The 20147-nt window shown below is 30.0% G+C and carries 19 protein-coding genes; 9 read left to right on the top strand and 10 right to left on the bottom strand.

What is annotated here, in order from left to right; genetic code table 11:
- Positions 1-196: 196 nt before the first annotated feature.
- From ileS to SJY27_RS10425, 4 genes are all read left to right on the top strand, one after another.
- The gene (gene ileS / locus SJY27_RS10440; RefSeq protein WP_397444777.1) at positions 197-3733 is read left to right on the top strand and encodes an isoleucine--tRNA ligase; all 3537 of its coding nucleotides are present in this window, start codon (positions 197-199) and stop codon (positions 3731-3733) included.
- A 4-nt stretch (positions 3734-3737) separates the two neighbouring features.
- Positions 3738-4115: a TraR/DksA family transcriptional regulator gene (locus SJY27_RS10435; RefSeq protein ID WP_397444776.1), complete on the top strand. Its 378-nt coding sequence runs from the start codon at positions 3738-3740 to the stop codon at positions 4113-4115.
- 122 nt (positions 4116-4237) lie between these two features.
- Positions 4238-8281: a T9SS type A sorting domain-containing protein gene (locus tag SJY27_RS10430; RefSeq protein ID WP_397444775.1), complete on the top strand. Its 4044-nt coding sequence runs from the start codon at positions 4238-4240 to the stop codon at positions 8279-8281.
- Positions 8274-8933, top strand: a complete 660-nt coding sequence (locus SJY27_RS10425; RefSeq protein WP_397444774.1) for a hypothetical protein — start codon at positions 8274-8276, stop codon at positions 8931-8933. The genes SJY27_RS10430 and SJY27_RS10425 overlap by 8 nt, the downstream gene beginning before the upstream one ends.
- A gap of 3 nt (positions 8934-8936) precedes the next feature.
- On the opposite strand, the gene SJY27_RS10420 is transcribed toward SJY27_RS10425, so the two are convergent.
- From SJY27_RS10420 to SJY27_RS10375, 10 genes are all read right to left on the bottom strand, one after another.
- Positions 8937-9470 carry a DinB family protein gene (locus SJY27_RS10420; RefSeq protein ID WP_397444773.1) on the bottom strand — a complete coding sequence of 178 codons (534 nt, stop codon included), beginning with the start codon at positions 9468-9470 and terminating at the stop codon, positions 8937-8939.
- A gap of 1 nt (position 9471) precedes the next feature.
- The gene (locus SJY27_RS10415) at positions 9472-10977 is read right to left on the bottom strand and encodes a serine hydrolase (RefSeq protein WP_397444772.1); all 1506 of its coding nucleotides are present in this window, start codon (positions 10975-10977) and stop codon (positions 9472-9474) included.
- A 32-nt stretch (positions 10978-11009) separates the two neighbouring features.
- On the bottom strand, positions 11010-11831 hold the full coding sequence (locus SJY27_RS10410) for a VOC family protein (protein WP_397444771.1): 822 nt from the start codon (positions 11829-11831) through the stop codon (positions 11010-11012).
- The gene (locus SJY27_RS10405; RefSeq protein ID WP_397444770.1) at positions 11832-12923 is read right to left on the bottom strand and encodes a glycoside hydrolase family 3 N-terminal domain-containing protein; all 1092 of its coding nucleotides are present in this window, start codon (positions 12921-12923) and stop codon (positions 11832-11834) included.
- Between the two features lie 24 nt (positions 12924-12947).
- Positions 12948-14336, bottom strand: coding sequence for an alpha/beta hydrolase (locus tag SJY27_RS10400; protein WP_397444769.1), 1389 nt, complete (start codon positions 14334-14336; stop codon positions 12948-12950).
- Positions 14333-14707 (bottom strand): hypothetical protein, encoded by a 375-nt coding sequence (locus SJY27_RS10395; protein ID WP_397444768.1) that lies wholly within the window; start codon positions 14705-14707, stop codon positions 14333-14335. The genes SJY27_RS10400 and SJY27_RS10395 overlap by 4 nt, the downstream gene beginning before the upstream one ends.
- Positions 14708-15066: 359 nt before the next feature.
- Positions 15067-15507, bottom strand: a complete 441-nt coding sequence (locus tag SJY27_RS10390; RefSeq protein ID WP_397444767.1) for a YHS domain-containing (seleno)protein — start codon at positions 15505-15507, stop codon at positions 15067-15069.
- A 302-nt stretch (positions 15508-15809) separates the two neighbouring features.
- Positions 15810-16196, bottom strand: a complete 387-nt coding sequence (locus SJY27_RS10385) for a DUF2306 domain-containing protein (protein WP_397444766.1) — start codon at positions 16194-16196, stop codon at positions 15810-15812.
- A 4-nt stretch (positions 16197-16200) separates the two neighbouring features.
- Positions 16201-16662, bottom strand: coding sequence for a large conductance mechanosensitive channel protein MscL (mscL, locus tag SJY27_RS10380; RefSeq protein ID WP_397444765.1), 462 nt, complete (start codon positions 16660-16662; stop codon positions 16201-16203).
- A gap of 14 nt (positions 16663-16676) precedes the next feature.
- A complete protein-coding gene (locus tag SJY27_RS10375) occupies positions 16677-17651 on the bottom strand; it encodes an acyl transferase (RefSeq protein WP_397444764.1) in 975 nt (324 codons plus the stop codon).
- 74 nt (positions 17652-17725) lie between these two features.
- Between SJY27_RS10375 and SJY27_RS10370 the strand changes: the two genes are divergently transcribed.
- The 5 genes from SJY27_RS10370 to SJY27_RS10350 all read left to right on the top strand — a co-directional run bounded on the left by SJY27_RS10370 (position 17726) and on the right by SJY27_RS10350 (position 20112).
- The gene (locus SJY27_RS10370; protein WP_397444763.1) at positions 17726-18085 is read left to right on the top strand and encodes a DUF6970 domain-containing protein; all 360 of its coding nucleotides are present in this window, start codon (positions 17726-17728) and stop codon (positions 18083-18085) included.
- Positions 18073-18504: a hypothetical protein gene (locus SJY27_RS10365; RefSeq protein WP_397444762.1), complete on the top strand. Its 432-nt coding sequence runs from the start codon at positions 18073-18075 to the stop codon at positions 18502-18504. Before SJY27_RS10370 ends, SJY27_RS10365 begins: the two co-directional genes overlap by 13 nt.
- 1 nt (position 18505) lies before the next feature.
- A complete protein-coding gene (locus SJY27_RS10360) occupies positions 18506-18907 on the top strand; it encodes a hypothetical protein (RefSeq protein ID WP_397444761.1) in 402 nt (133 codons plus the stop codon).
- Positions 18908-19000: 93 nt separating this feature from the next.
- Complete coding sequence (locus tag SJY27_RS10355; RefSeq protein ID WP_397444760.1) at positions 19001-19699, top strand: hypothetical protein; 699 nt, start codon at positions 19001-19003, stop codon at positions 19697-19699.
- A 2-nt stretch (positions 19700-19701) separates the two neighbouring features.
- A complete protein-coding gene (locus SJY27_RS10350; protein WP_397444759.1) occupies positions 19702-20112 on the top strand; it encodes a hypothetical protein in 411 nt (136 codons plus the stop codon).
- Positions 20113-20147: the final 35 nt, after the last annotated feature.

The following is a 20147-nucleotide window of genomic DNA, read 5'->3' as shown; positions in this document are numbered from 1 at the left end:
TATGAAGCTTTTTATTTTGCCAAGTAAATTATTGATCATGAAATTTATAGAAGTGTTGTCTTTTTTTATTTTTAGTCTTTTAAAATAATTGTGTTGTATTTAAAAGTAAAGAACTTCTGGTTTCCTTTTTTAGACTTAACACCCTTAATTTTATAGAAATTCCTTAATTTCGCATCCTTATCAGAAAAGAGACATCATGAAAGCGAAATTTCCTGAATATAAAGGACTTGACTTACCAAAAGTAGCAGAAGAAATTCTAAATTATTGGCAAGAAAATAACATTTTCGAAAAGAGTGTAACATCAAGAGAAGGTGCTAAGCCATTTGTTTTTTTTGAAGGCCCACCTTCTGCAAACGGACTTCCAGGAGTTCATCACGTTTTAGCAAGAGCTATTAAAGATATTTTTCCTCGTTATAAAACGATGAAAGGTTACCAAGTAAAACGTAAAGCTGGTTGGGATACACATGGTTTACCCATAGAATTAGGTGTTGAAAAAGAATTAGGGATTACCAAAGAAGATATTGGTAAAACAATTTCTGTAGAAGATTATAATGCTGCTTGTAGAAAAGCGGTAATGCGTTATACAGATATTTGGAACGATTTAACTCAGAAAATGGGTTATTGGGTAGATATGGAAGATCCATATATAACTTACGAACCAAAATATATGGAGTCTGTTTGGTGGCTTTTAAAACAGATTTATAACAAAGAATTAATTTACAAAGGCTATACCATTCAGCCATATTCACCAAAAGCGGGTACTGGATTAAGTTCTCACGAATTAAATCAACCAGGTACTTACCAAGATGTTACTGATACCACTGTTGTTGCTCAATTCCTATCCCCAACCCTTTCCAAAGGAAAGGGAGAAGAGAACGATTTATATAAAGCATTTAATTTAGAGCAAGAGTCAGAAGTCCTTCCCTTTGGGAAGGATTTAGGATGGGATTTTTATTTCTTAGCTTGGACTACAACTCCTTGGACTTTACCAAGTAATACAGCCTTAACTGTTGGCCCAAAAATTGAATATGTTTTAGTTGATACTTTTAATCAATATACTTTTGAACCTGTAAAAGTGGTGTTGGCAAAAAAATTAGTTTCAAAACAATTTGATAAAAAGTATGTTCAAGTAGAAACTTCCGAAGAAATTAAAGCGTACAATTCTAGTGATAAAAAAATACCTTTTAGAATAATTTCGGAATGTTTAGGTAAAGATTTAGTAGGCATAAAATACGAACAATTGTTAGATTTTAATTTAGATTTTGAAAATAAACAAAATGCGTTTCGTGTAATTGCTGGAGATTTTGTAACTACAGAAGATGGTACAGGAATTGTACACACAGCGCCAACTTTTGGGGCAGATGATGCTTTGGTTGCCAAACAAGCAAGTCCAGAAATTCCGCCATTTTTAATTAAAGACGAAAACGATAATTTAGTGCCTTTGGTAGATTTACAAGGTAAATTTAGAAAAGAAATTAAAGATGATATTTATGGTTTTGCATCAGAATATGTAAAATCAGAGTATTTAAAAGATGATGAATTTGAAGCTGAACTTAAGGTTCAACAAGAAAAAATGTCAACGGTTCTTAAAAACCAGAAGCAATATTTATCTGTTGATGAACGATTAGGGTTAAAGCTAAAAAATGAAAACAAGGCTTTTAAAGTAGAAAAATACAAACACAGTTACCCAAATTGTTGGCGAACAGATAAACCAATTTTATATTATCCATTAGATTCTTGGTTTATTAAAGTTACTGATGTAAAAGATAAAATGCATTCATTAAACAAAACCATTAATTGGAAACCAGAATCTACAGGTACTGGTCGTTTTGGAAACTGGTTAGCAAATGCAAACGATTGGAACTTATCAAGATCTAGATATTGGGGAATTCCATTACCAATCTGGAGAACAGAAGATGGTAAAGAAGAAATTTGTATTGGTTCTGTTAAAGAATTAAAAGCAGAAATGGCAAAAGCTGTAGATGCAGGTGTTTTAGCAAAAGATATTTTCGAAGATTTTGAGGTTGATAACAATTCTGATGAAAACTATGCAAAATTAGATTTACATAAGAATATTGTAGATGAAATTACATTAGTTTCATCTACAGGTCAGCCAATGAAACGTGAATCAGATTTAATTGATGTTTGGTTCGATTCTGGTTCTATGCCTTATGCGCAATGGCATTATCCATTTGAAAACAAAAATAAAATTGATGGAAATGAGAGTTTTCCAGCAGATTTTATTGCAGAAGGTGTAGATCAAACTCGTGGTTGGTTTTACACATTACACGCAATAGGTACAATGGTTTTCGATTCTGTTGCCTATAAAAATGTAGTTTCTAATGGTTTGGTTTTAGATAAAAATGGCCATAAAATGTCGAAACGTTTAGGCAATGCTGTAGATCCGTTTACAACGTTGTCTAAATACGGAGCAGATGCCACAAGATGGTATATGATTTCTAATGCCAATCCTTGGGATAATTTAAAATTCGATTTAGAAGGTATAGAAGAAGTAAAACGTAAGTTTTTTGGTACACTATACAACACGTATTCTTTCTTTAGTTTATATACAAATATTGATGGTTTTTCTTATGATGAAGCAGATATTCCTCAAAACGAAAGACCAGAATTAGACAGATGGATTTTATCAGAATTACATACTTTAATCAACAAAGTAGATGAATTTTATGAAGAGTATGAACCAACAAGAGCTGCAAGAGCCATATCAGATTTTACACAAGAGTATTTAAGTAACTGGTATGTACGTTTAAGTAGAAGACGTTTTTGGAAAGGGACTTATGAAACCGATAAAATTTCTGCCTATCAAACCTTATATACGTGTATGGTTACGATTGCAAAATTAGCATCCCCAATTGCGCCATTTTTTATGGACAGGTTGTATCAAGATTTAAACTCGGTAACTGGTAAAGAAACATCAGAAAGTATTCATTTATCAGAATTTCCAAAATTTGATGAACGTTTTGTAGATCAAAGCTTAGAACGTAAAATGGAAAATGCACAAACCATATCATCTTTAGTATTATCATTAAGAGCTAAAGAGAAAATTAAAGTGCGTCAGCCATTACAAAAAATTATGATTCCTGTTGATAATCCTCAGCAAAAAGAAGAAATTTTAGCAGTGTCAGATTTAATAAAGCATGAGGTAAATATTAAAGAAATACAGTTGTTAGAAGATGCTTCAGACATTTTAATCAAGCAAATAAAACCTAATTTTAAAGCCTTAGGGCCAAAATTTGGAAAAGATATGCGTTTCATTGCAGCTGAGGTTAAAAATTTTAATCAAGAAGATATTAACAAAATCGAGAAAGATGGTAACATTTCGGTTGAAGTTAATGGAAAAAATATTACTTTAGAACGCGCAGATGTAGAGATATCATCAAAAGACATAGAAGGTTGGCTTGTTGCTAATGAAGGGGCTTTAACTGTAGCTTTAGATGTTACTATTAGTGAAGATTTACGTAAAGAAGGGGTGGCAAGAGAATTGGTAAATAGAATTCAAAATGCACGTAAAGATTCTGGTTTAGAAGTTACAGATAAAATTAAACTGACTGTTTTAAATGACCAAGATTTACAAGCGGCTATTACTGAAAATAAAAGCTATATCATGAGCGAAACTTTAACCAAAGAGTTGGTTTTTGTAAATGAATTAATTAATGGTACCGAAATTGAGTTTGACACCATTAAAAGTAGAATATTAATAGAAAAAATGTAAGATTATGTCAGACGTAAAAGTAAAATATACAGAAGAAGATTTAAAAGAATTTAAAGAAATCATCAATAAAAAAATAGCAAGAGCACAAGAAGACTTGGCTTTGCTAGAAGCCGCCTATAAAAACGATGCAAACAATGGCACAGACGATACTTTGTCATCATTTAAATCTTTTGATGAAGGTTCAGAAGTAATGAGTAAAGAGGCCAATGTACAATTGGCTATTCGTCAAGAAAAGTTTATTAGAGATCTTAAAAACGCGTTACTACGTATAGAAAATGGTACATATGGCGTATGTAGAGTAACTGGTAAATTAATTCAGAAAGAACGTTTACGTTTAGTTCCTCACGCAACTTTGAGTATTGAGGCGAAACGTAAGCAGTAATTATCAATAACATATAACTAAATAATAGTTTGGCAATTTATAGAAGGCAATGTAGCGTAGTAATACGTTACATTGCCTTTTTATATGATTTTAAATCATAGAATTATCTTATTTTTGATAATATGAAAAAGATAAGTATAATTACGGTGTTATTTATTTTTGTGGTCTGTTTTATGACGATTAAAAATAAAATTACGATTCAGCAAGAACAATCCAAAATTATAAAACAACATCCATTTCAAAAATCGCTTCAATTATCTAAAGAAGAAAGAATACATAAAGGATTACCTCCAAATAAATATTTTGAACAAATGTATTTATTAGGGATAAATCCACATACAGGTAGAACCCACCCAGAAAACTTATATAAAGTTCAACAAGAACTCAAAGAAAAACAACAAATTCAACGCAGAACTCCTGGTGATGCTATTGACAATCAATGGATAGAAAGAGGACCCAACAATGTAGGTGGAAGAACAAGAATGGTAATGTTCGATCCCAATGACACAGCCCACAAACGAGTTTTTGCAGGTGGTGTTAGTGGAGGTCTTTGGGTAAATGACGATATTACTGATGTAAATTCTTCTTGGACACAAGTGGGTATAGATGATAATCTTTCTGTAACCTGTATGGCTGTAGACCCCAATAATTCTCAGATTATCTATTTAGGTACAGGAGAATTATACAATCCGCAACAAGCTTTAGGCAATGGAATTTGGAAATCTACAGATGGTGGTGCAACTTGGCAAAATGTATATCAAATTACAGGAACCACTTCAGTTTCATCTAGCATTATTGTACCAGGAACGTATTTTATGACCGATATTATTGTTAGAGATAAAGATGGAAATCCTGCAACAACTGATGATTCTGAAGTTTTTGCTTCAATTGGAGCTAGTTTCTACAGTTCAAATCCTAAGAATACTTTTGTAGGGTTAAATGATTATGGAATTTTTAAATCTACAGATGAAGGCGCAAATTGGGCTCAACTTACGTTGAATGTGGATGGAAATCTTGTTGCCGCCAATAAGTTTGAAATCGGCACAGACAACACACTTTGGATGGCCACCACAAGAAATATTTATCAAAAAGGAGGTGGACGTATTTACAGCAGTTCAGATGGTACAAATTTTACTTTAAAACACACCATAACCAATGGAAGAAGAACCGAAATTGCTGTTTCTAAAACAAACGCTAACACACTTTATGTATTGGGTGAAGTGTATACAGAAAATGGCACTGGAGAAGAAATAGCACCATTTGTATCAATTTTAAAAACCACAGATGCTTTTGCAACAATACCCACTGCACTTTCTTTACCAAATGATGCAACTAGTAGTATTCCTGCAGATGATTTTACAAGAAGCCAAGCTTGGTATAATTTAGTCATTGAAGTAGATCCAACCAATGATGCCATTGCTTATGTTGGCGGAATTAATTTATTCAGAACCACAGATAGTGGAACTTCTTGGCAACAAATTTCTAAAAACTCACCAACTGGAAGTTTACCAGGCATTACAGTTTCTTATGTGCATTCAGATCAGCATAGTTGGGCTTTTCATCCTATAGATGCTAATATTGCAGTAATTGGCGGAGATGGAGGTGTTTTTTATGCAAATTCATTATCAGCAGCTTCTACAAGTGATACCGCAATTATTGAGCATACAAAAGATTACAATACCACTCAGTTTTACAATGCTGCAATCAGTCAAACTACAAATCCAGAATATATTATTGGTGGAACTCAAGATAATGGAAATCTCTTTTTTGATGGAGCTACAACTGGAATTAATGCAGCTACAAAAGTGAATAGAGGAGATGGAACACATTGTTTTATTGACAAAGATGGAGCATATATGATTATCTCGAATTTATATAATAATATTTATCGTTATAATTTACCATATACTGGAAATATCGTAACAATTTCTTCTGACAGTGATACAGGTGGCTTTGTAAATGCAATGGCTTTAGATGATAATTTGAATATTTTATACACAAATGGAGGAGATCATCTAGCTCGTTTTACAGATATCACCACCAATGCCCCAGAAAGAACTAACATTACAGATCCACTTATTACTACTATTTCTGCCATAAAAGTATCGCCATTTACAACTACATCTTCTAAAGTATTTTTAGGTACAAGAACAGGTAAAGTATTAAAAATAGAAAATGCAGATACAGCAACGCAAACGGTTACTGATATTTCTTCTTCATCATTTTTAGGAAATATTTCATCCATAGAGTTTGGTGCATCAGAAAATGAAATTATGGTTACGTTTTACAATTTTGGGGTAGAAAGTATTTGGTTTACAGAAGATGGTGGAACAACTTGGGCCAATAAAGAAGGTAATTTTCCTGACATAAACGTACGTTGTATTTTAATGAATCCGCTAAATACAGATGAGGTAATTATAGGTACAGAATTGGGGGTTTGGAATACTACCAATTTTAGAGATCCTTCACCCAATTGGCATCATTCTTATAATGGAATGTCGAATGTTGTGGTTACTTCACTCAGTTTAAGAACTGCAGATTATACCATTTTAGCAAGTAGTTATGGCAGAGGTTTGTACACAGGTAAATTTAAAGCAAATAATTTAACTACTTGGACAGGAACTATAGATGCTGATTGGACAAATGATGGCAATTGGACTAATGGCATCCCTGCAACCAATGTTGATGTAAAAATCCCTGAAACCGAAAATCAACCAGAAATAAATACAACAGTTATACTTAACAATTTATCTATAGAAAATAAGGCAATATTGACAATTGCTAATTCTGGAGCCTTAACTGTAGAAGAAGATTTAACAAATGAAGGGAGCTTAATTATAAACTCTAGTATAGCTAATTCAGGAAGTATAATTGTAGAAGGCACATCAACAGGAACTATTACCTATAATCGTTTTGTTTCTGATAATTGGCATTTGGTAAGTCCGCCAGTAACTGGTCAAAATTATAATGATGATTGGGTTGCAGCAAATGGAATTGCTTCAGGAACTGTAAATCCTAATTTAAGAGGAATTGCAACTTACAATAACAATTCTGGAGGCTGGCAATATATGTTAGCTGGCCAATCTAACACTTTTAATGAAGGACAAGGATATACAACATTGCGCACTTCTTCTGGAAATTTAAGTTTTACAGGTACATTGTTAACAGAAAACACCACTGAGGTTATTACCAATGGCACAAACAATGCGTTTAATTTAGTAGGTAACGTTTTTGCGTCTTACATCCCCTTAAATAATGGTGCAGATGCTGTACATAATTTTTTAAGCACTAATGTAAACGCACTAAGTGAACTTACTATTTGGCTTTGGAATGGGTCTTCTTATATTGCTGTAAATCAAGTAACTTCAAATCAATTTATTGCGCCAGGACAAGCTTTTTTTGTAAAAGCAAAACCAGAAAGTGGCACAATTACTTTTACTACAGCAATGCAAAATCATCAAAGTAGTACGTTTTTAAAAAGTAAATTGTCTAGACCAGAAATTAGAGTGTTTTTAAGTAAAGGAAAAACCAAAAAACATACAGATATTTTTTATATCGATAATACTACTGAGGGTTTTGATAATGGATATGATAGCTCTTTATACACAGGAGCTGCATCTAATTTCGAAATCTATACAAAATTGGTCAATCAAGAAAAAAATATAAATTTAGCCATACAATCTATTCCTAAAAACTACGATATTGTTATTCCTGTTGGTATTATTGCAGGCGCTAATGTAGAAGTTCAGATTAGTGTTGCTGCCAAAAATATTGATAAAGCACATAACGTGTATTTAGAGGATAAAGAAACTGGAGTTTTTACCTTAATGAATACTGAGGATAACGTTTATAAATTTACCAGTACAACTGCTATAAATGGTTCAGGACGCTTTTTTATCCACACTTCATCAGAAGTTTTACAAACAAATACAGAGAATTTGTTAGCAATAATACAGGTGTTTGCTGCTGATGATACAATTCAATTTGTAAATTTACCTGAAGGGAAAAAAACAGTCGAAATCTATTCTGTTTTAGGACAATTGGTGTTAAAAGAAGATCTTAAAAGTACCGATTTTATATCAACTAAAAATTTGCAAAAAGCGCCTTATATTGTTCGTTTAAGTACTGAAAAGGGAAGAATACATCAAAAAATATTGATTGAATAACGTATTAATGAGAATATCTTTTGCATTTTTTTTAGGGTTGATTGCGATCTCTACTTTTTCGCAAAAAAAAATTAGCAAGTCTTTTCAAACAATTTCAAAGGAAGTCAATATTTACACAGCGGGTTTAGATCATTTAACTATTGAAAATTCAAATTCTGATTTTGTTGAGGTTTTTTTATATGCCGAAAGTTATGACGAACAATTAATTAAAATAGAAAATACAGATAAAACCGCAAACATAACCTTCGATTTTGGAGGCACTGAAACCAGAGAGGTTATTTTTAGAAAATTCATTACCAAAAGACTGCAAAGAGCCAATGCAGTAGTAAAAATTCCTAATAATAAAATGGTGTATATTTTTGGTGAAAATGTAGATATTACATCAAAAAGTATTGCGAATAATTTAGCAATTTACATTGAAAACGGTATTGTAAAACTGAATTCCATTATCGCAAATACAACGTTAAAATTATATTCAGGCAATGTATATGCATCAACAAAAAATACGAGTTTAAATTTAGCTACAAAAAACGGAAGAATTGAAATTGACGGCGTTCTACAAAAGAATCTATATCAAAAAACACGCAAAAACACGCAAAGTCAGTTGAAAATTACCACCATAAAAGGGAATCTTTTTTTAACTATAGAATAGGTTTTATTGAAACAAAACATACCTTGGAGGTACAATGCCATTCAATCGTAAATAGACTAACATTTGCGCTCTGTGATGTGTAATATGATCAGCAAGCAATAGTAAAATTTGTCGTTTACTTCTGGTCAAGCCAAAATAATCTAGTTTGTCATCCAGTTTACTTTTATCGAAATTTTTGATGTGTAAAATGGCTTCATCAAAAGTTGTATCAATTAATGCAATCATTTCTTTTTTAGATTTTTTAGCCACTTTAAAAACAGTATCTTCTTGCCAAGATTTGGTTTTTTTACCTTTTAGTAATGTTTTACTATGCCAATTCATAGCAAAACCAATGTGCAAAAAGTTCTGAGCAAAAGACAGAGAACCTTCTGCTGCTTTAAAGTTATACTTTTCTTCAGGCATTTTTTCGGCAACCAATAAGGTATATTTTCTGGAATTTTCCAATCGTTCTATATAATCTTTAATGAAAGGATTTTTTTGAGCAGTAACTAAAGATGTAAATAACATGAAAGTTAAAAAAGCAAGTATAGTTTTCATACTAATTGATTTTTAAAAGTGAATCTATTTTTTTTAAGTTTGATTTGCCATTTTTTATTAAAAACTGGTTAGGATTTTCTTTTTTGTCATTAAGCATCAAAGATTTTAAATAGCTTTTTTTTGCCTTTTCAAGTTCTTTGCTTTCAAAATATCCTTCTGCTAAACTGTTATATAAATTGGCATTTTCAGGATCTTCTGTCACTGCAAATTCAAAAATTTCAATGGCTTTTTTAGTGTGTTTTTCTTCTAAAAGTTCGTAACCTATTTTATTTAAACTATTGCTAAGATCGGTATTAAAATAATTTTTAGAATCTGTTTTTAATTGATTGAATTTTTGTTTTGCAATTTTCTTGTCTCTCAAAAAATCTTGTTTTAAATAAGATTTTAAATTGATTTTTGGATATTTAATTAAATCAGTTTCTATAGTGTAAAATAAATCGAAATAATCATTATTAGCAGCATCAGAATTGTTATTGATGATCATAATTTCACCATAATTACTGTCTGGGCAAATTAAAATTCCGCTTTGAATTCTTAACGAATTTCCTGTTTTAGAATAGTAAAAACCCTCTTCTTGCCCAATTCCTAAATCTTGCCATAAATAGCCCATATTTGTTTCTTCATTTTTAAACAACCTACGAGTGGCTTCTTTTACCAGTGGCTGTTTACTTTCTAATTGAAATTTTAATAGTTTTATTAAATCTGGCAGTGTGCTAATCATACCTCCAGCACCACCTATTAATGGGTTTTTGTATAATGGAACTAATTCGTTTTTTGCACCATAACCAGTTGCTATGTATTTTTTATGTTTTTCAAAATCTTTTAAATAGGTATTGTTCATGCCAAGTTCTTTTAAAAAACTGTACAAAATTTCTTTATATTCTTTTTGATATACTTTTTGTAGGATATAAGCCATCAATTCAGGACCTACGCTATTGTATTCAAAAAAAGTACCTGGTTTTTTATCCAATTCCATGTGTTTTAACTCCTCTAAAAAGTTATCAAAATTATAATCTATTGTTTTATTGATGTAAAATCCTTCTGCAATTTTATCATTAATACTAGAAAATTGCTTTGGATGTTTGTTTTTAAATCCTAAAGAATGGGTCAATAAATTTTGAATAGTGATTGGTGTTTTTTCAAACTCTAAATTCAAGTAATCGTCGTTTAAATATTTTCTAATGTCATCATCTAAACGTATTTTTTTATCAAGAACAGCCTTAGCTGCTAAAGAACCTGTAAATATTTTAGTAATAGATGCAATTTCATACAAAGTACTATCATTGGGTGTATTGTTTTTGCCTTTGTCAAGTTCTCCAAAATAATTATAATGTAGCTCCCCATTTTTATAAATAGCCAAAGCTATGGAGTTTATGTTTCCTTTATTTAGTGTATGTACTGCGTAAGTATCAATTAAGTTGGCTAATTTATTAAATGGTTTTTGAGTTGTTTTGGTTTTAGTATTGCAGCTTACAACTATTATTGCTAAGAGAATAAATTTTTTCATTTCTTGTATTAAAGTTAAAAGTATACCTTGATTTACAGGTGTATAAGTAGAGGTAATTCTGGTCGTAGATCAAATGTTTTTTGTTGGGTAGCATTATCAAAAAAAAGTTCCATTACATAAGATGATCCATTTTTTATTATGATGTTTTCAATTCCATGAACTGTTTTCATCGTTTCTGTAGATAAATCAACGTCTTTAGAGGTAATAACTATTCTGGTAACTTTTTTTGCCCCATTTTTATGCTTATAAAATTCTCGCCAAAGTGCATATTCTTCTGGTATTTTTTTTAAATCGCGCAAGGTTTCAAAAACATCATATTGCATTTTTGGATAAACCACAAAAATTGAAGGTTCTTTAAGATGTGTTTTAGAGTTTTTTGCAGCATATATGCTTCTGTCGTTTTCCATCCAACTTTGATGATATTGAATTTTTCGAAAAGGAATTTTGTCAACTTTATACTCTTTAACTTTAAGTGCAATACTAAAAGGGGAAGCCCCATTTTTATTAAAATTTGCTCTTTCTGAAAAATCTAAATCTTTGTTTTTACTATTGTTTACCTCAAATTCTTTTTGATTGTAAACAAAAATAAATTCGAGATACGTATTTAAAAAATAGAAATACCTACCAGAAGTACCTTGCCCATGATGAACTGCAGAAAGCGAATCTGGTATAGCTGTAAAACCAATATCAATGAGTTTTTGCTTTGCTTTTTGAGGATTTTTAACCCAAATATTAAAATGATCGACTTCTAAGTCTGATGAAATATTTTTATTAAATTCTTCAGTTTTTTTCTCTTTACAAGAAGCCAAAAATAAAACCAGCGTAAAAATAGAAAGGTAGTTTTTGATACTCATTTACATTAGATTAAGTAAAATTTTAAATCGAATTATTTTCTTTACAGACTCGTACACCTGTGTTTTATAGGCTGAATCCTTATTCATTTCATCTAGAATAGAAGCTATTGTCTCACCTTCATCAATAGGCATTAATAACAGATCATTGCCTGCTTTTGAGGCTAAAAGTGGTGCATTTTTAATAATTGTAACTGCTTTCATAATATTTAAAGCGTCTGTAATTATTAAACCCTTAAACCCTAATTCTTCTTTTAAAAGACCTGTTACAATTTTTCGAGAACAGCTTGCAGGTAAACCTTCAGTACCATACTTTTCATTATTTTTTATGGTGATGTGAGCAATCATTATCGATAAAACTCCATCATTAATTAATGGAGGATATACTTCTAATTCTTGCAAATTACCATCTATATAAACAGATTTTTTATGTGTATCTCCTTGTACCAAACCATGGCCAGGAAAGTGTTTGGCAGTAGCAATTATTCCTTGGTTTTGTGTTGTTTTTATAAATTGGGTACTCAACTCAATTACTTTCTTTTTATCATTACCAAAACTTCGATCTTTTATGGCTTCGTTTTTTAGGCTGATGTCTACTACAGGTGCAAAATTTTGATGAAATCCAATTTTAAGTAACGTTTTATTAATAATTTTAGCAATGGAATCTGCTTGTTTTTCAGTTTTAATAGCAATCGTATTCATTAACCATTTTGTGCCTTGCAATCTTCCATTATATAAACTTGGTTCTGCATCAATTGAAAATAGAAGAGGCAATTGATTTTTTAAACCACTAATTGCGTTTAAGCTATCTATCATTTTTGTATGATTTTTTGCTGTTCCTTCTAAAAATACAACACCCCCAATTTCATTATCTTTTGCCAATTTATATACCACACTTTCTGGTTTACCAAGTTCTCCTGCAGAGGTTACAATCATTTGTGCAACTCTTGCTGTATCAGAAAGTGTATTGAAAATTTCATCAACTTTATGTTCTAATTTTGGATTGTATTTGTAGAAATCAGTTATTTTTAATTCTTGACTTACTATAGAGTTTATAGAGAAAAAAAACAGAGAAAAATAAAGAAGTTTTTGCATAGTTTATAAGTTATTGTGCAAGATTCAATTTAATGTATTCTGCAATGTTTCAAGGTCCTTTTTAGAGAAATATCTATTTTTCTTAAAATTTTGAAGACAATATTTTAAATTTTTCTTTGCTTTTTTTAATTGTATTTTTTGTTCAATAGCCGTTTTTGCAATGTAATAGCTAAACGCTAAACGATATTTTTTAAAGTTCTTTTTACCTTTTTCTAAAAATGAAATGGCCTCTTGAGGATTTTTTAAATCATGTATAAAAAAAGCACTAAAAATATCTAATTGCGCCACTAAAAAACGATACTCTTCAAAATCAGTACTTGCAATCATTTGAAACGCTATTTTTTGGGCTCCAATTAAATCACCTACATCTTTTCTATTATGAAACATTACAATAGGCATGTATTTAAAATTGTTTCTTTTTTCATCAAAGGCCACTAGCTTTTCAAAAGCACTTTTATTTTTTGAATTTATGGTTTCTGTAAGTAGATAATCAAAATCGTCTGCGTTTACACTGGTGTTGATTCCGTAAATTTCATGCATTTTCACCTGATAATCATCAAAATAAATCTTTGGGTTGAAATTTTCTTTTTTTGAAATTTCATTAAAACGATCAAATTTTTTATAGTTTCTAAATTGAAATTTTATAGCATCTAAAAGAGCAGCAGCAGGTAAATCTGAATGATTTGCATTGTATTCTTTTACCTGAATGTTTTCTTTAAAAATACTCGATTCAATATTTTTTGCCATTTTACTAAACTGATTATCTCGAGTTCCATAACCCAAAAAATAATTTCCATCAAAGTCTGAATTTAATTTTTTAATGATGATTTCGTTAAAATTAGGCACACTTTCTACGAGTGATAATGCAATGATATTCTGAAACGGATTTTGATTTTGAAATAATAATGAGGTTACAAAATGAGCAGTGTTAGAGTGCCCAATAATTACATTAAAACCAGAAGTTGAATAGTTTTTAGTTACATACGGATAAACTTCTGAAATTAGAAAGTTTTTAAGTTTTTGTGGGCCTGCTAAGTAATCCATTCCATCAAAATTAGGTTCGGTTTCATAGCTTCTATTTTCGTGAAATATGCTTACTATAATGCACTCTGGAATAACATTTGTGCCAGAATCGTCACCATCTTGAAAACTGGTTTTACTTAAAACATCTACATAATTTAAGGTTTGCTCAAAAAGAGTAAATCCATCTAAAGTATAAATTACAGGGTATTTTTTTTGAACAGTATAGTTGTTTGGCAATGCAATTTTTAATGTTCGTTCTTGGCCATCAAAAGAAGAAGAATTCATCTTAACAAGCATGAATTTTCGAGTTTTTTGTTGCTCTGTTATTTTTACTTGTCCAATACTAATTAAGGACAACAGCAATGCAATTAATGTTAATTTGTTTTTCATGTTATTTTAGTTAGCTCAATAGTAATTAATGAGAGGCATTCTAGCTGAGTATTTTGAATCTTAATAGCAGTTTTGTTGGTTAATTTTGCAACTGCTATGGCTTTTTTAAGTTTGTGATTGGAGTAATACCAATAAAACAAATTTGAATAGGCTTTTGGCTTATCAGTATCTTTTAATCTATTTTCATTAAGTAGTTTTAAAATTTTCTTATAAACGATTTCAGAATTTAAACTGTCTTGATATATGTGTTTTCTTGAAACACTATCTAATTGCTCATAGTTTAACCTTCTAATATCATCTTTGAATTTTTCTTGAGAAAAAGAAGATGCAAAAGGTATAATAGTGAGAAAAACAATAAGAATTTTATTCATAAATTGATGATGGATTTTCCTTTTTTAGAAAAATTGACGTTGTCAAAAATAGTAGAATTAAACACACAACTACGTTAACTTTTGTTAAGTTATGTACAAAAGCAACAAAAATATTATGCAATACTTTTGTTATTGAATAGTTTACATTTTTGATAAGTACAGCAGCTGTATTAGATAATGAAGTGAAAATACCTTTAAGTAAATTGCATAAAAACAAGAACTTTTAACGTAACTAAAGAATATTAAACAACTTCTTTTTTTAATAAAAAAAACAAAAAAAAAGAGCTGACAAAACCAGCTCTTGATATTTAGAGGAAAGCATTAATAAAAATCCCCCAATTTTTTTAATGCTACTCTAATTAATTTTCAATTATTTTTTGCCAGTTTTCATCTGCTTTTTTCTTTAAATCTTCTGCACCTTCATTATTCCATAGTGTTAACGTGTTTGTGCCCCAAGAATTGTAAAAGAGGTATAATTTTCCGTCTCTAATTTCAAAAGTTTTAGGATTTATTGCTACTTTTTCTCCTTTAGCACCAATAGCATAAGCACAATACCCTCCATAAGCTGGCACATATTTTTTTGGATTTTGTTTAAAGATTTCTAAATTTTCTTTTGATGAAAACTTAAAGTAAACTCCATCAAAACTAGTGGTATAGTTAGCATTTCCCTTTATTGCTTTTTGCTTAAAATAAGCCACTACATCATAGCCTGAGGCAACAAATCCTTTTTTAAGATTATAGTTTTGTGCAAAAAAAGTACTAGAAATAATAAGGACTAAAATAGTTAAAGTAGGTTTCATCGCGTTGTATTTGTAGATTGGTCGATGATTGTTTTTAACCTTACAATAGACTTTGGATTGTTTATAAAAACAAGTAAGAGCTGATCAATCAGCTCTTACTATTTTACAATTTATAAATCCCCCAACTTATAATTGTTGTTTAAATACAGTTTAAAGATACTATTGATTTCTTTTTCTTTATTTGAAATTTCGTTCACATTCCTTTTTCGCTCGATAAAAGGCTTGAATTTAAAGTTATGTTATAAACCGATGACTTATTACTGCTATTTTTGGGATAGCAGTAAGGCATTTAATCTATATCATCAAGTAAAAAATAGGGTATATAAATATCTACCAGGTGTAAATGTAAAACCACCAGCAATAATAATGGCGCCAAAATACAATAAGATCATTTTGCGTTTGTGTACTTTTATATTTCCTCTTTTTATGGCCAAATACGCTGTAGGTACTGTATAAATGGTTAAAAAGCTAAAACTATGAATCCATCCAAAATGATTAAAAATAGTTGGGCCAACATCTGCAGGCATAAATAATGTAATGCATGCAGTAGTGAGCATTAGTATCATGTAAACACGTCCTAAAATAATATGCGTTTTGGCACCTTTTTTTAATAACAAAACTATTGTACCAATTATAAAACAGGGCACAACTGTTGCTAAATGTAAATACATTAAATTGATATAGTTCATTTTTTTATTTAGCTTTTTGCTCTAAAACACTTTTTAAATATTGGTTTTGCTGTTCTAGCAATTCGTTGGTTTTATGCATTAACGCTATATTTTTAGGTGTGGTAACTGTTTCATTTTTGGGATCTTCAGCTTTTTTCTTCATAGAATTCATTACTTTAATCACTATAAATACCGTAAAAGCAATTATTAAAAAATCAATACCAGCTTCAATTAATTTACCATAACCAATAGCAATTTCTTCTACTTTAGGTTTGTTATTTTCTAAAATAGCTTCTCGTAAAATAATTTTTTTATTGCTCCAATTATTGCCTTGTGTCATAAAAGATAAAGGAGGCATTAGTACTTCTTTTACTAGTGTATTTACCACTTTATTAAATGCGGTACCAATAATTACACCAATAGCAATATCTATCATGTTCCCTTTTACAGCAAATTCTTTGAATTCTTGTAATAGTTTAAATTTCATTTTTTTTTTTTTGATTATAACACCATCAAATTACAACCTCTAAGATCAGAATTATCAAAACGCCCAATGATTTCGAAAGTGTTGTTTTGATATACTTTTCCTAAATCTTGTGTAGCAATAAAACTGCACGAATTATAGTTTGCCAAGTCAATAACGTTAATTCCGCCAGTTTTACCAGTTTGTTGTATGCTTAGTGCATCTTCTGTATCTCTCGTTAAGATTTTCATCCAAGGTGGCGTTTCAAAAATACCATTACCTTTAGAATAGGCTTGACTTAGCAGTTCTGTCATTCCATATTCTGAATGAATTTTAGTAACACCAAATCCATCAGTAAGAATTTTATGCAGCTCATCACGAATCAATTCTTTTCTGCGTCCTTTCATTCCACCTGTTTCCATAATTGTGGTGTTGTTTAGCGTAAAGTTTTGTTTTTCAACTAAGTCTAACAACGCAAAAGAAACACCTATCAACAAAACTTTTTGGTTTTTTTGGTTTAAAAAGTAGAGTTTTTTAGCCAATTCATCCAAATTATTTAGGTAGAATCCACTTTCTGGATTTTTGGTTTTTTTAATTAAATCATCAACCATAAAAACCAACGAAGAACCTTTTCTTTCTAGGTAATTGGGTAATAAAGCTAAGACAATATACTCTTCTATGTTTCCGTAAAAATGGGCAAATCCTTTTAAATAACTTTCTTGATATAGGCTAATATTTGTTACATAATGTTTACTAGTTATGCTGCCTGTTGTTCCAGAACTAGTAAAAATTTCATTTACTTCATCTAAAGAAGAAAGTACTTTTTTACTCTTAAAAAATTGAATTGGTAAAAACGGAATATCTTCAATGCAACTTACATCTGCAGGATGTTTATAGAGCAAATCACAAAAAGATCGGTAAACTCGATTATTTTTAAATTGATGTTTAAAAATATCTAGAGTAACTTTTGTAAACTCTTGTTCTGTTTTTATATTAAAAATGGTGTTTTGCATAGTTGTTTACAAAAATAACATTATTAAGCGCAACCTTTTTATTCTTTTTGTATCTTATGTATGTAAACACAATTATGAAAATTAGTTTTATTTTTTTAGCGGTATTTTTTATAGTTTCTTGCGCTTCTAACAATCCAGTTCTAAATCAAACTTGTAAAGTAGATTTACCTATTGAAGATTTAATTTGGTTGAAAGCAATAAAAGAAAATTTTGAAAAAAGTGTATCTCTAGTTAAAAAAGAAATCATATTATATGAGTATAATAATGCGCATGTGTTTTTAATTGACGATTGTAATAATTGCGCAGATAATTTAAGTAGACTTTACAATTGCGAAGGCACTATAATTTGTGAGTTTGGTGGAATTGCAGGTGTAAATACGTGTGCTGATTTTGAAAAAAATGCCATTAAAATTCGAGTTCTATGGGAAAATTAATTACAGCCAAAACTTTTATAATAATTGCAGCCATTATATGTTTTACAGGTTGCAATGAAAACATAAATGGATCTATTGTAACCAATGAATCTGTGATTATAAATAACAGTTTATATGCGTCAACAATAACCGACAATTACACAATTACTGATGTAAAATTAGAAAATGATATATTAACTGTAAAAATAAGTAGTAGTGGTTGTAGTAGAGATTCTTGGCAAGCTTTTTTAGTAGACGCAAATGAAATTTTAGAATCTTACCCAGTACAACGAAATATAAAATTGGCTTTAGATAATAAAGAAGCATGTTTGGCTATTTTTGAAAAAGAATTTACGTTTAATCTTTCTGTTTTAAAAGAAGATTTTTCTGAACTGTATTTAAATTTAGATGGGTGGAACAATCCAATACATTATAAATAATATGAAAAAGTTAGTGGTATGTTTATTATGCTGTTCGTTTGTTTTTTCGTGCAAAGAACCTGATGATCTTGCAAATTCTATTGAAGGAAAGTGGAATGTAACTCAAGTTATTGGCGGTTTTTCTCAGCCTATCAATTATGATTTTGGTGACATTACTTGGTTTTTTAACTTAGACAATAAAACAGTAACTATTGAGAATAATGTTGATGTTTTTAACACCTACTTTATACCTAGTTTTTCAAAAAACCAGGGTGGTGTTTACAATTTTGAAATTATAACAGAAAACAACATTGATTATTTTAGGGTAGGAGATAGAAAAGGCATAATTAGTTTTAATGAACAAGGTTTAATGATTAATTATGGAATAGAATCTGATGATTTTGCCTACATTTTTAAAAGATAAATGTTGATAAGATTTATTGATTTCTCTCATAAATAAAAATTGAATTGAAATTGAAAAAACCTCAAAAATGTCCTCATTTAAATTAGTAGTATTATGAAATTAAAAAATATTTTTATTGTATTTGCCATTGCTCTTGTATCTGCCTGCGAAAGTAATGAAGTTACAATTGTTGATGCAGATAATTTATTACTAGGCAATTGGGTGTCTCCTGTTTATGATGAGTACACCACAACTTTTACAAGAAACAACACGCTATTAGAGAAAGAAGCCGGAATTACATTCAAACAAAACGGATCTTTAATTCAGAGAACTTCTGGTTTTTGTGGTACACCACCTTTAACTTACTTTAATGTTGAAGGTTCTTTTACGTTAAATAATGATATTATTATTATGAATTCTAGCCAAAACTCCTCTTATTTTTATGGTTGGAAAATTATGGAGCTTACTAATGAAAAATTAGTACTACAAAGAGAATTTTCTGAACAAGAAAAAGAACATCAAGCTTTAATGGATTTGTTTTACGAAATTTCTGACATTGTATACAGCCAAACTTGTTCAGATGTTAATAATTGGTCTTTTGTAGCTTATGGTGCTAAAGCTTGTGGTGGCCCTAAAGGGTATCTTCCTTATCATAAAAGTATTGATGTGGCTTCCTTTTTAGAAAAAGTAGCAACATATACCCAAGCAGAAAAAGAGTTTAACGTAAAATGGAGTATAACTTCGGATTGTGCTGTTGTAAATCCGCCAAAAGGTGTTGATTGCCAATTCGAATACCCAATATTGATGTATTAATTATGAAAAAAATTATTCTTCTTTTTGCTTTTGTATCCGTATTTTATTCTTGTTTAGATGATGATAATGAGGTGTCTAATGTGTCTTTTGAGTTATTACCAATTGATGAATATACAATTCCAGAAAGTTTTACTTTAGGAGAAAAAGCAACTATAAAACTCACTTATTCTTTAAAAAACGGATGCTATTATTTTGATAATGTATATGCAGAACAACAAGCAGATAAGATAATTATAGGGGTTAGAGCAGTTATAGATTTTACAAGCTCTGTTTGTACTCAAGCTATTGTTCAAGAAGAATATGATTACGTTTTAAATATAGATCAAACAGAAAATTATACGTTTAAATTTTATAAAGGAACAGATGCCAATGGAGACGCTATTTTTGAAGAGGTTATAGTTCCTGTAAATTAGAGCTATCGAACTCGAAGAACTAATACAAAAATGTT

It is taken from the genome of Polaribacter sp. R77954, from assembly GCF_044595335.1.
In the GTDB taxonomy this organism is placed as follows: Bacteria; Bacteroidota; Bacteroidia; order Flavobacteriales; family Flavobacteriaceae; genus Polaribacter.
This window is presented reverse-complemented; position numbering and strand designations above follow the sequence as displayed.

Coding starts and splice junctions, on each gene's coding strand:
- ileS (WP_397444777.1), top strand. CDS start 197: ATGAAAGCGAAATTTCCTGAATATAAAGGACTTGACTTACCAAAAGTA.
- SJY27_RS10435 (WP_397444776.1), top strand. CDS start 3,738: ATGTCAGACGTAAAAGTAAAATATACAGAAGAAGATTTAAAAGAATTT.
- SJY27_RS10430 (WP_397444775.1), top strand. CDS start 4,238: ATGAAAAAGATAAGTATAATTACGGTGTTATTTATTTTTGTGGTCTGT.
- SJY27_RS10420 (WP_397444773.1), bottom strand. CDS start 9,470: ATGAAAACTATACTTGCTTTTTTAACTTTCATGTTATTTACATCTTTA.
- SJY27_RS10415 (WP_397444772.1), bottom strand. CDS start 10,977: ATGAAAAAATTTATTCTCTTAGCAATAATAGTTGTAAGCTGCAATACT.
- SJY27_RS10410 (WP_397444771.1), bottom strand. CDS start 11,831: ATGAGTATCAAAAACTACCTTTCTATTTTTACGCTGGTTTTATTTTTG.
- SJY27_RS10405 (WP_397444770.1), bottom strand. CDS start 12,923: ATGCAAAAACTTCTTTATTTTTCTCTGTTTTTTTTCTCTATAAACTCT.
- SJY27_RS10400 (WP_397444769.1), bottom strand. CDS start 14,336: ATGAAAAACAAATTAACATTAATTGCATTGCTGTTGTCCTTAATTAGT.
- SJY27_RS10395 (WP_397444768.1), bottom strand. CDS start 14,707: ATGAATAAAATTCTTATTGTTTTTCTCACTATTATACCTTTTGCATCT.
- SJY27_RS10390 (WP_397444767.1), bottom strand. CDS start 15,507: ATGAAACCTACTTTAACTATTTTAGTCCTTATTATTTCTAGTACTTTT.
- SJY27_RS10385 (WP_397444766.1), bottom strand. CDS start 16,196: ATGAACTATATCAATTTAATGTATTTACATTTAGCAACAGTTGTGCCC.
- mscL (WP_397444765.1), bottom strand. CDS start 16,662: ATGAAATTTAAACTATTACAAGAATTCAAAGAATTTGCTGTAAAAGGG.
- SJY27_RS10375 (WP_397444764.1), bottom strand. CDS start 17,651: ATGCAAAACACCATTTTTAATATAAAAACAGAACAAGAGTTTACAAAA.
- SJY27_RS10370 (WP_397444763.1), top strand. CDS start 17,726: ATGAAAATTAGTTTTATTTTTTTAGCGGTATTTTTTATAGTTTCTTGC.
- SJY27_RS10365 (WP_397444762.1), top strand. CDS start 18,073: ATGGGAAAATTAATTACAGCCAAAACTTTTATAATAATTGCAGCCATT.
- SJY27_RS10360 (WP_397444761.1), top strand. CDS start 18,506: ATGAAAAAGTTAGTGGTATGTTTATTATGCTGTTCGTTTGTTTTTTCG.
- SJY27_RS10355 (WP_397444760.1), top strand. CDS start 19,001: ATGAAATTAAAAAATATTTTTATTGTATTTGCCATTGCTCTTGTATCT.
- SJY27_RS10350 (WP_397444759.1), top strand. CDS start 19,702: ATGAAAAAAATTATTCTTCTTTTTGCTTTTGTATCCGTATTTTATTCT.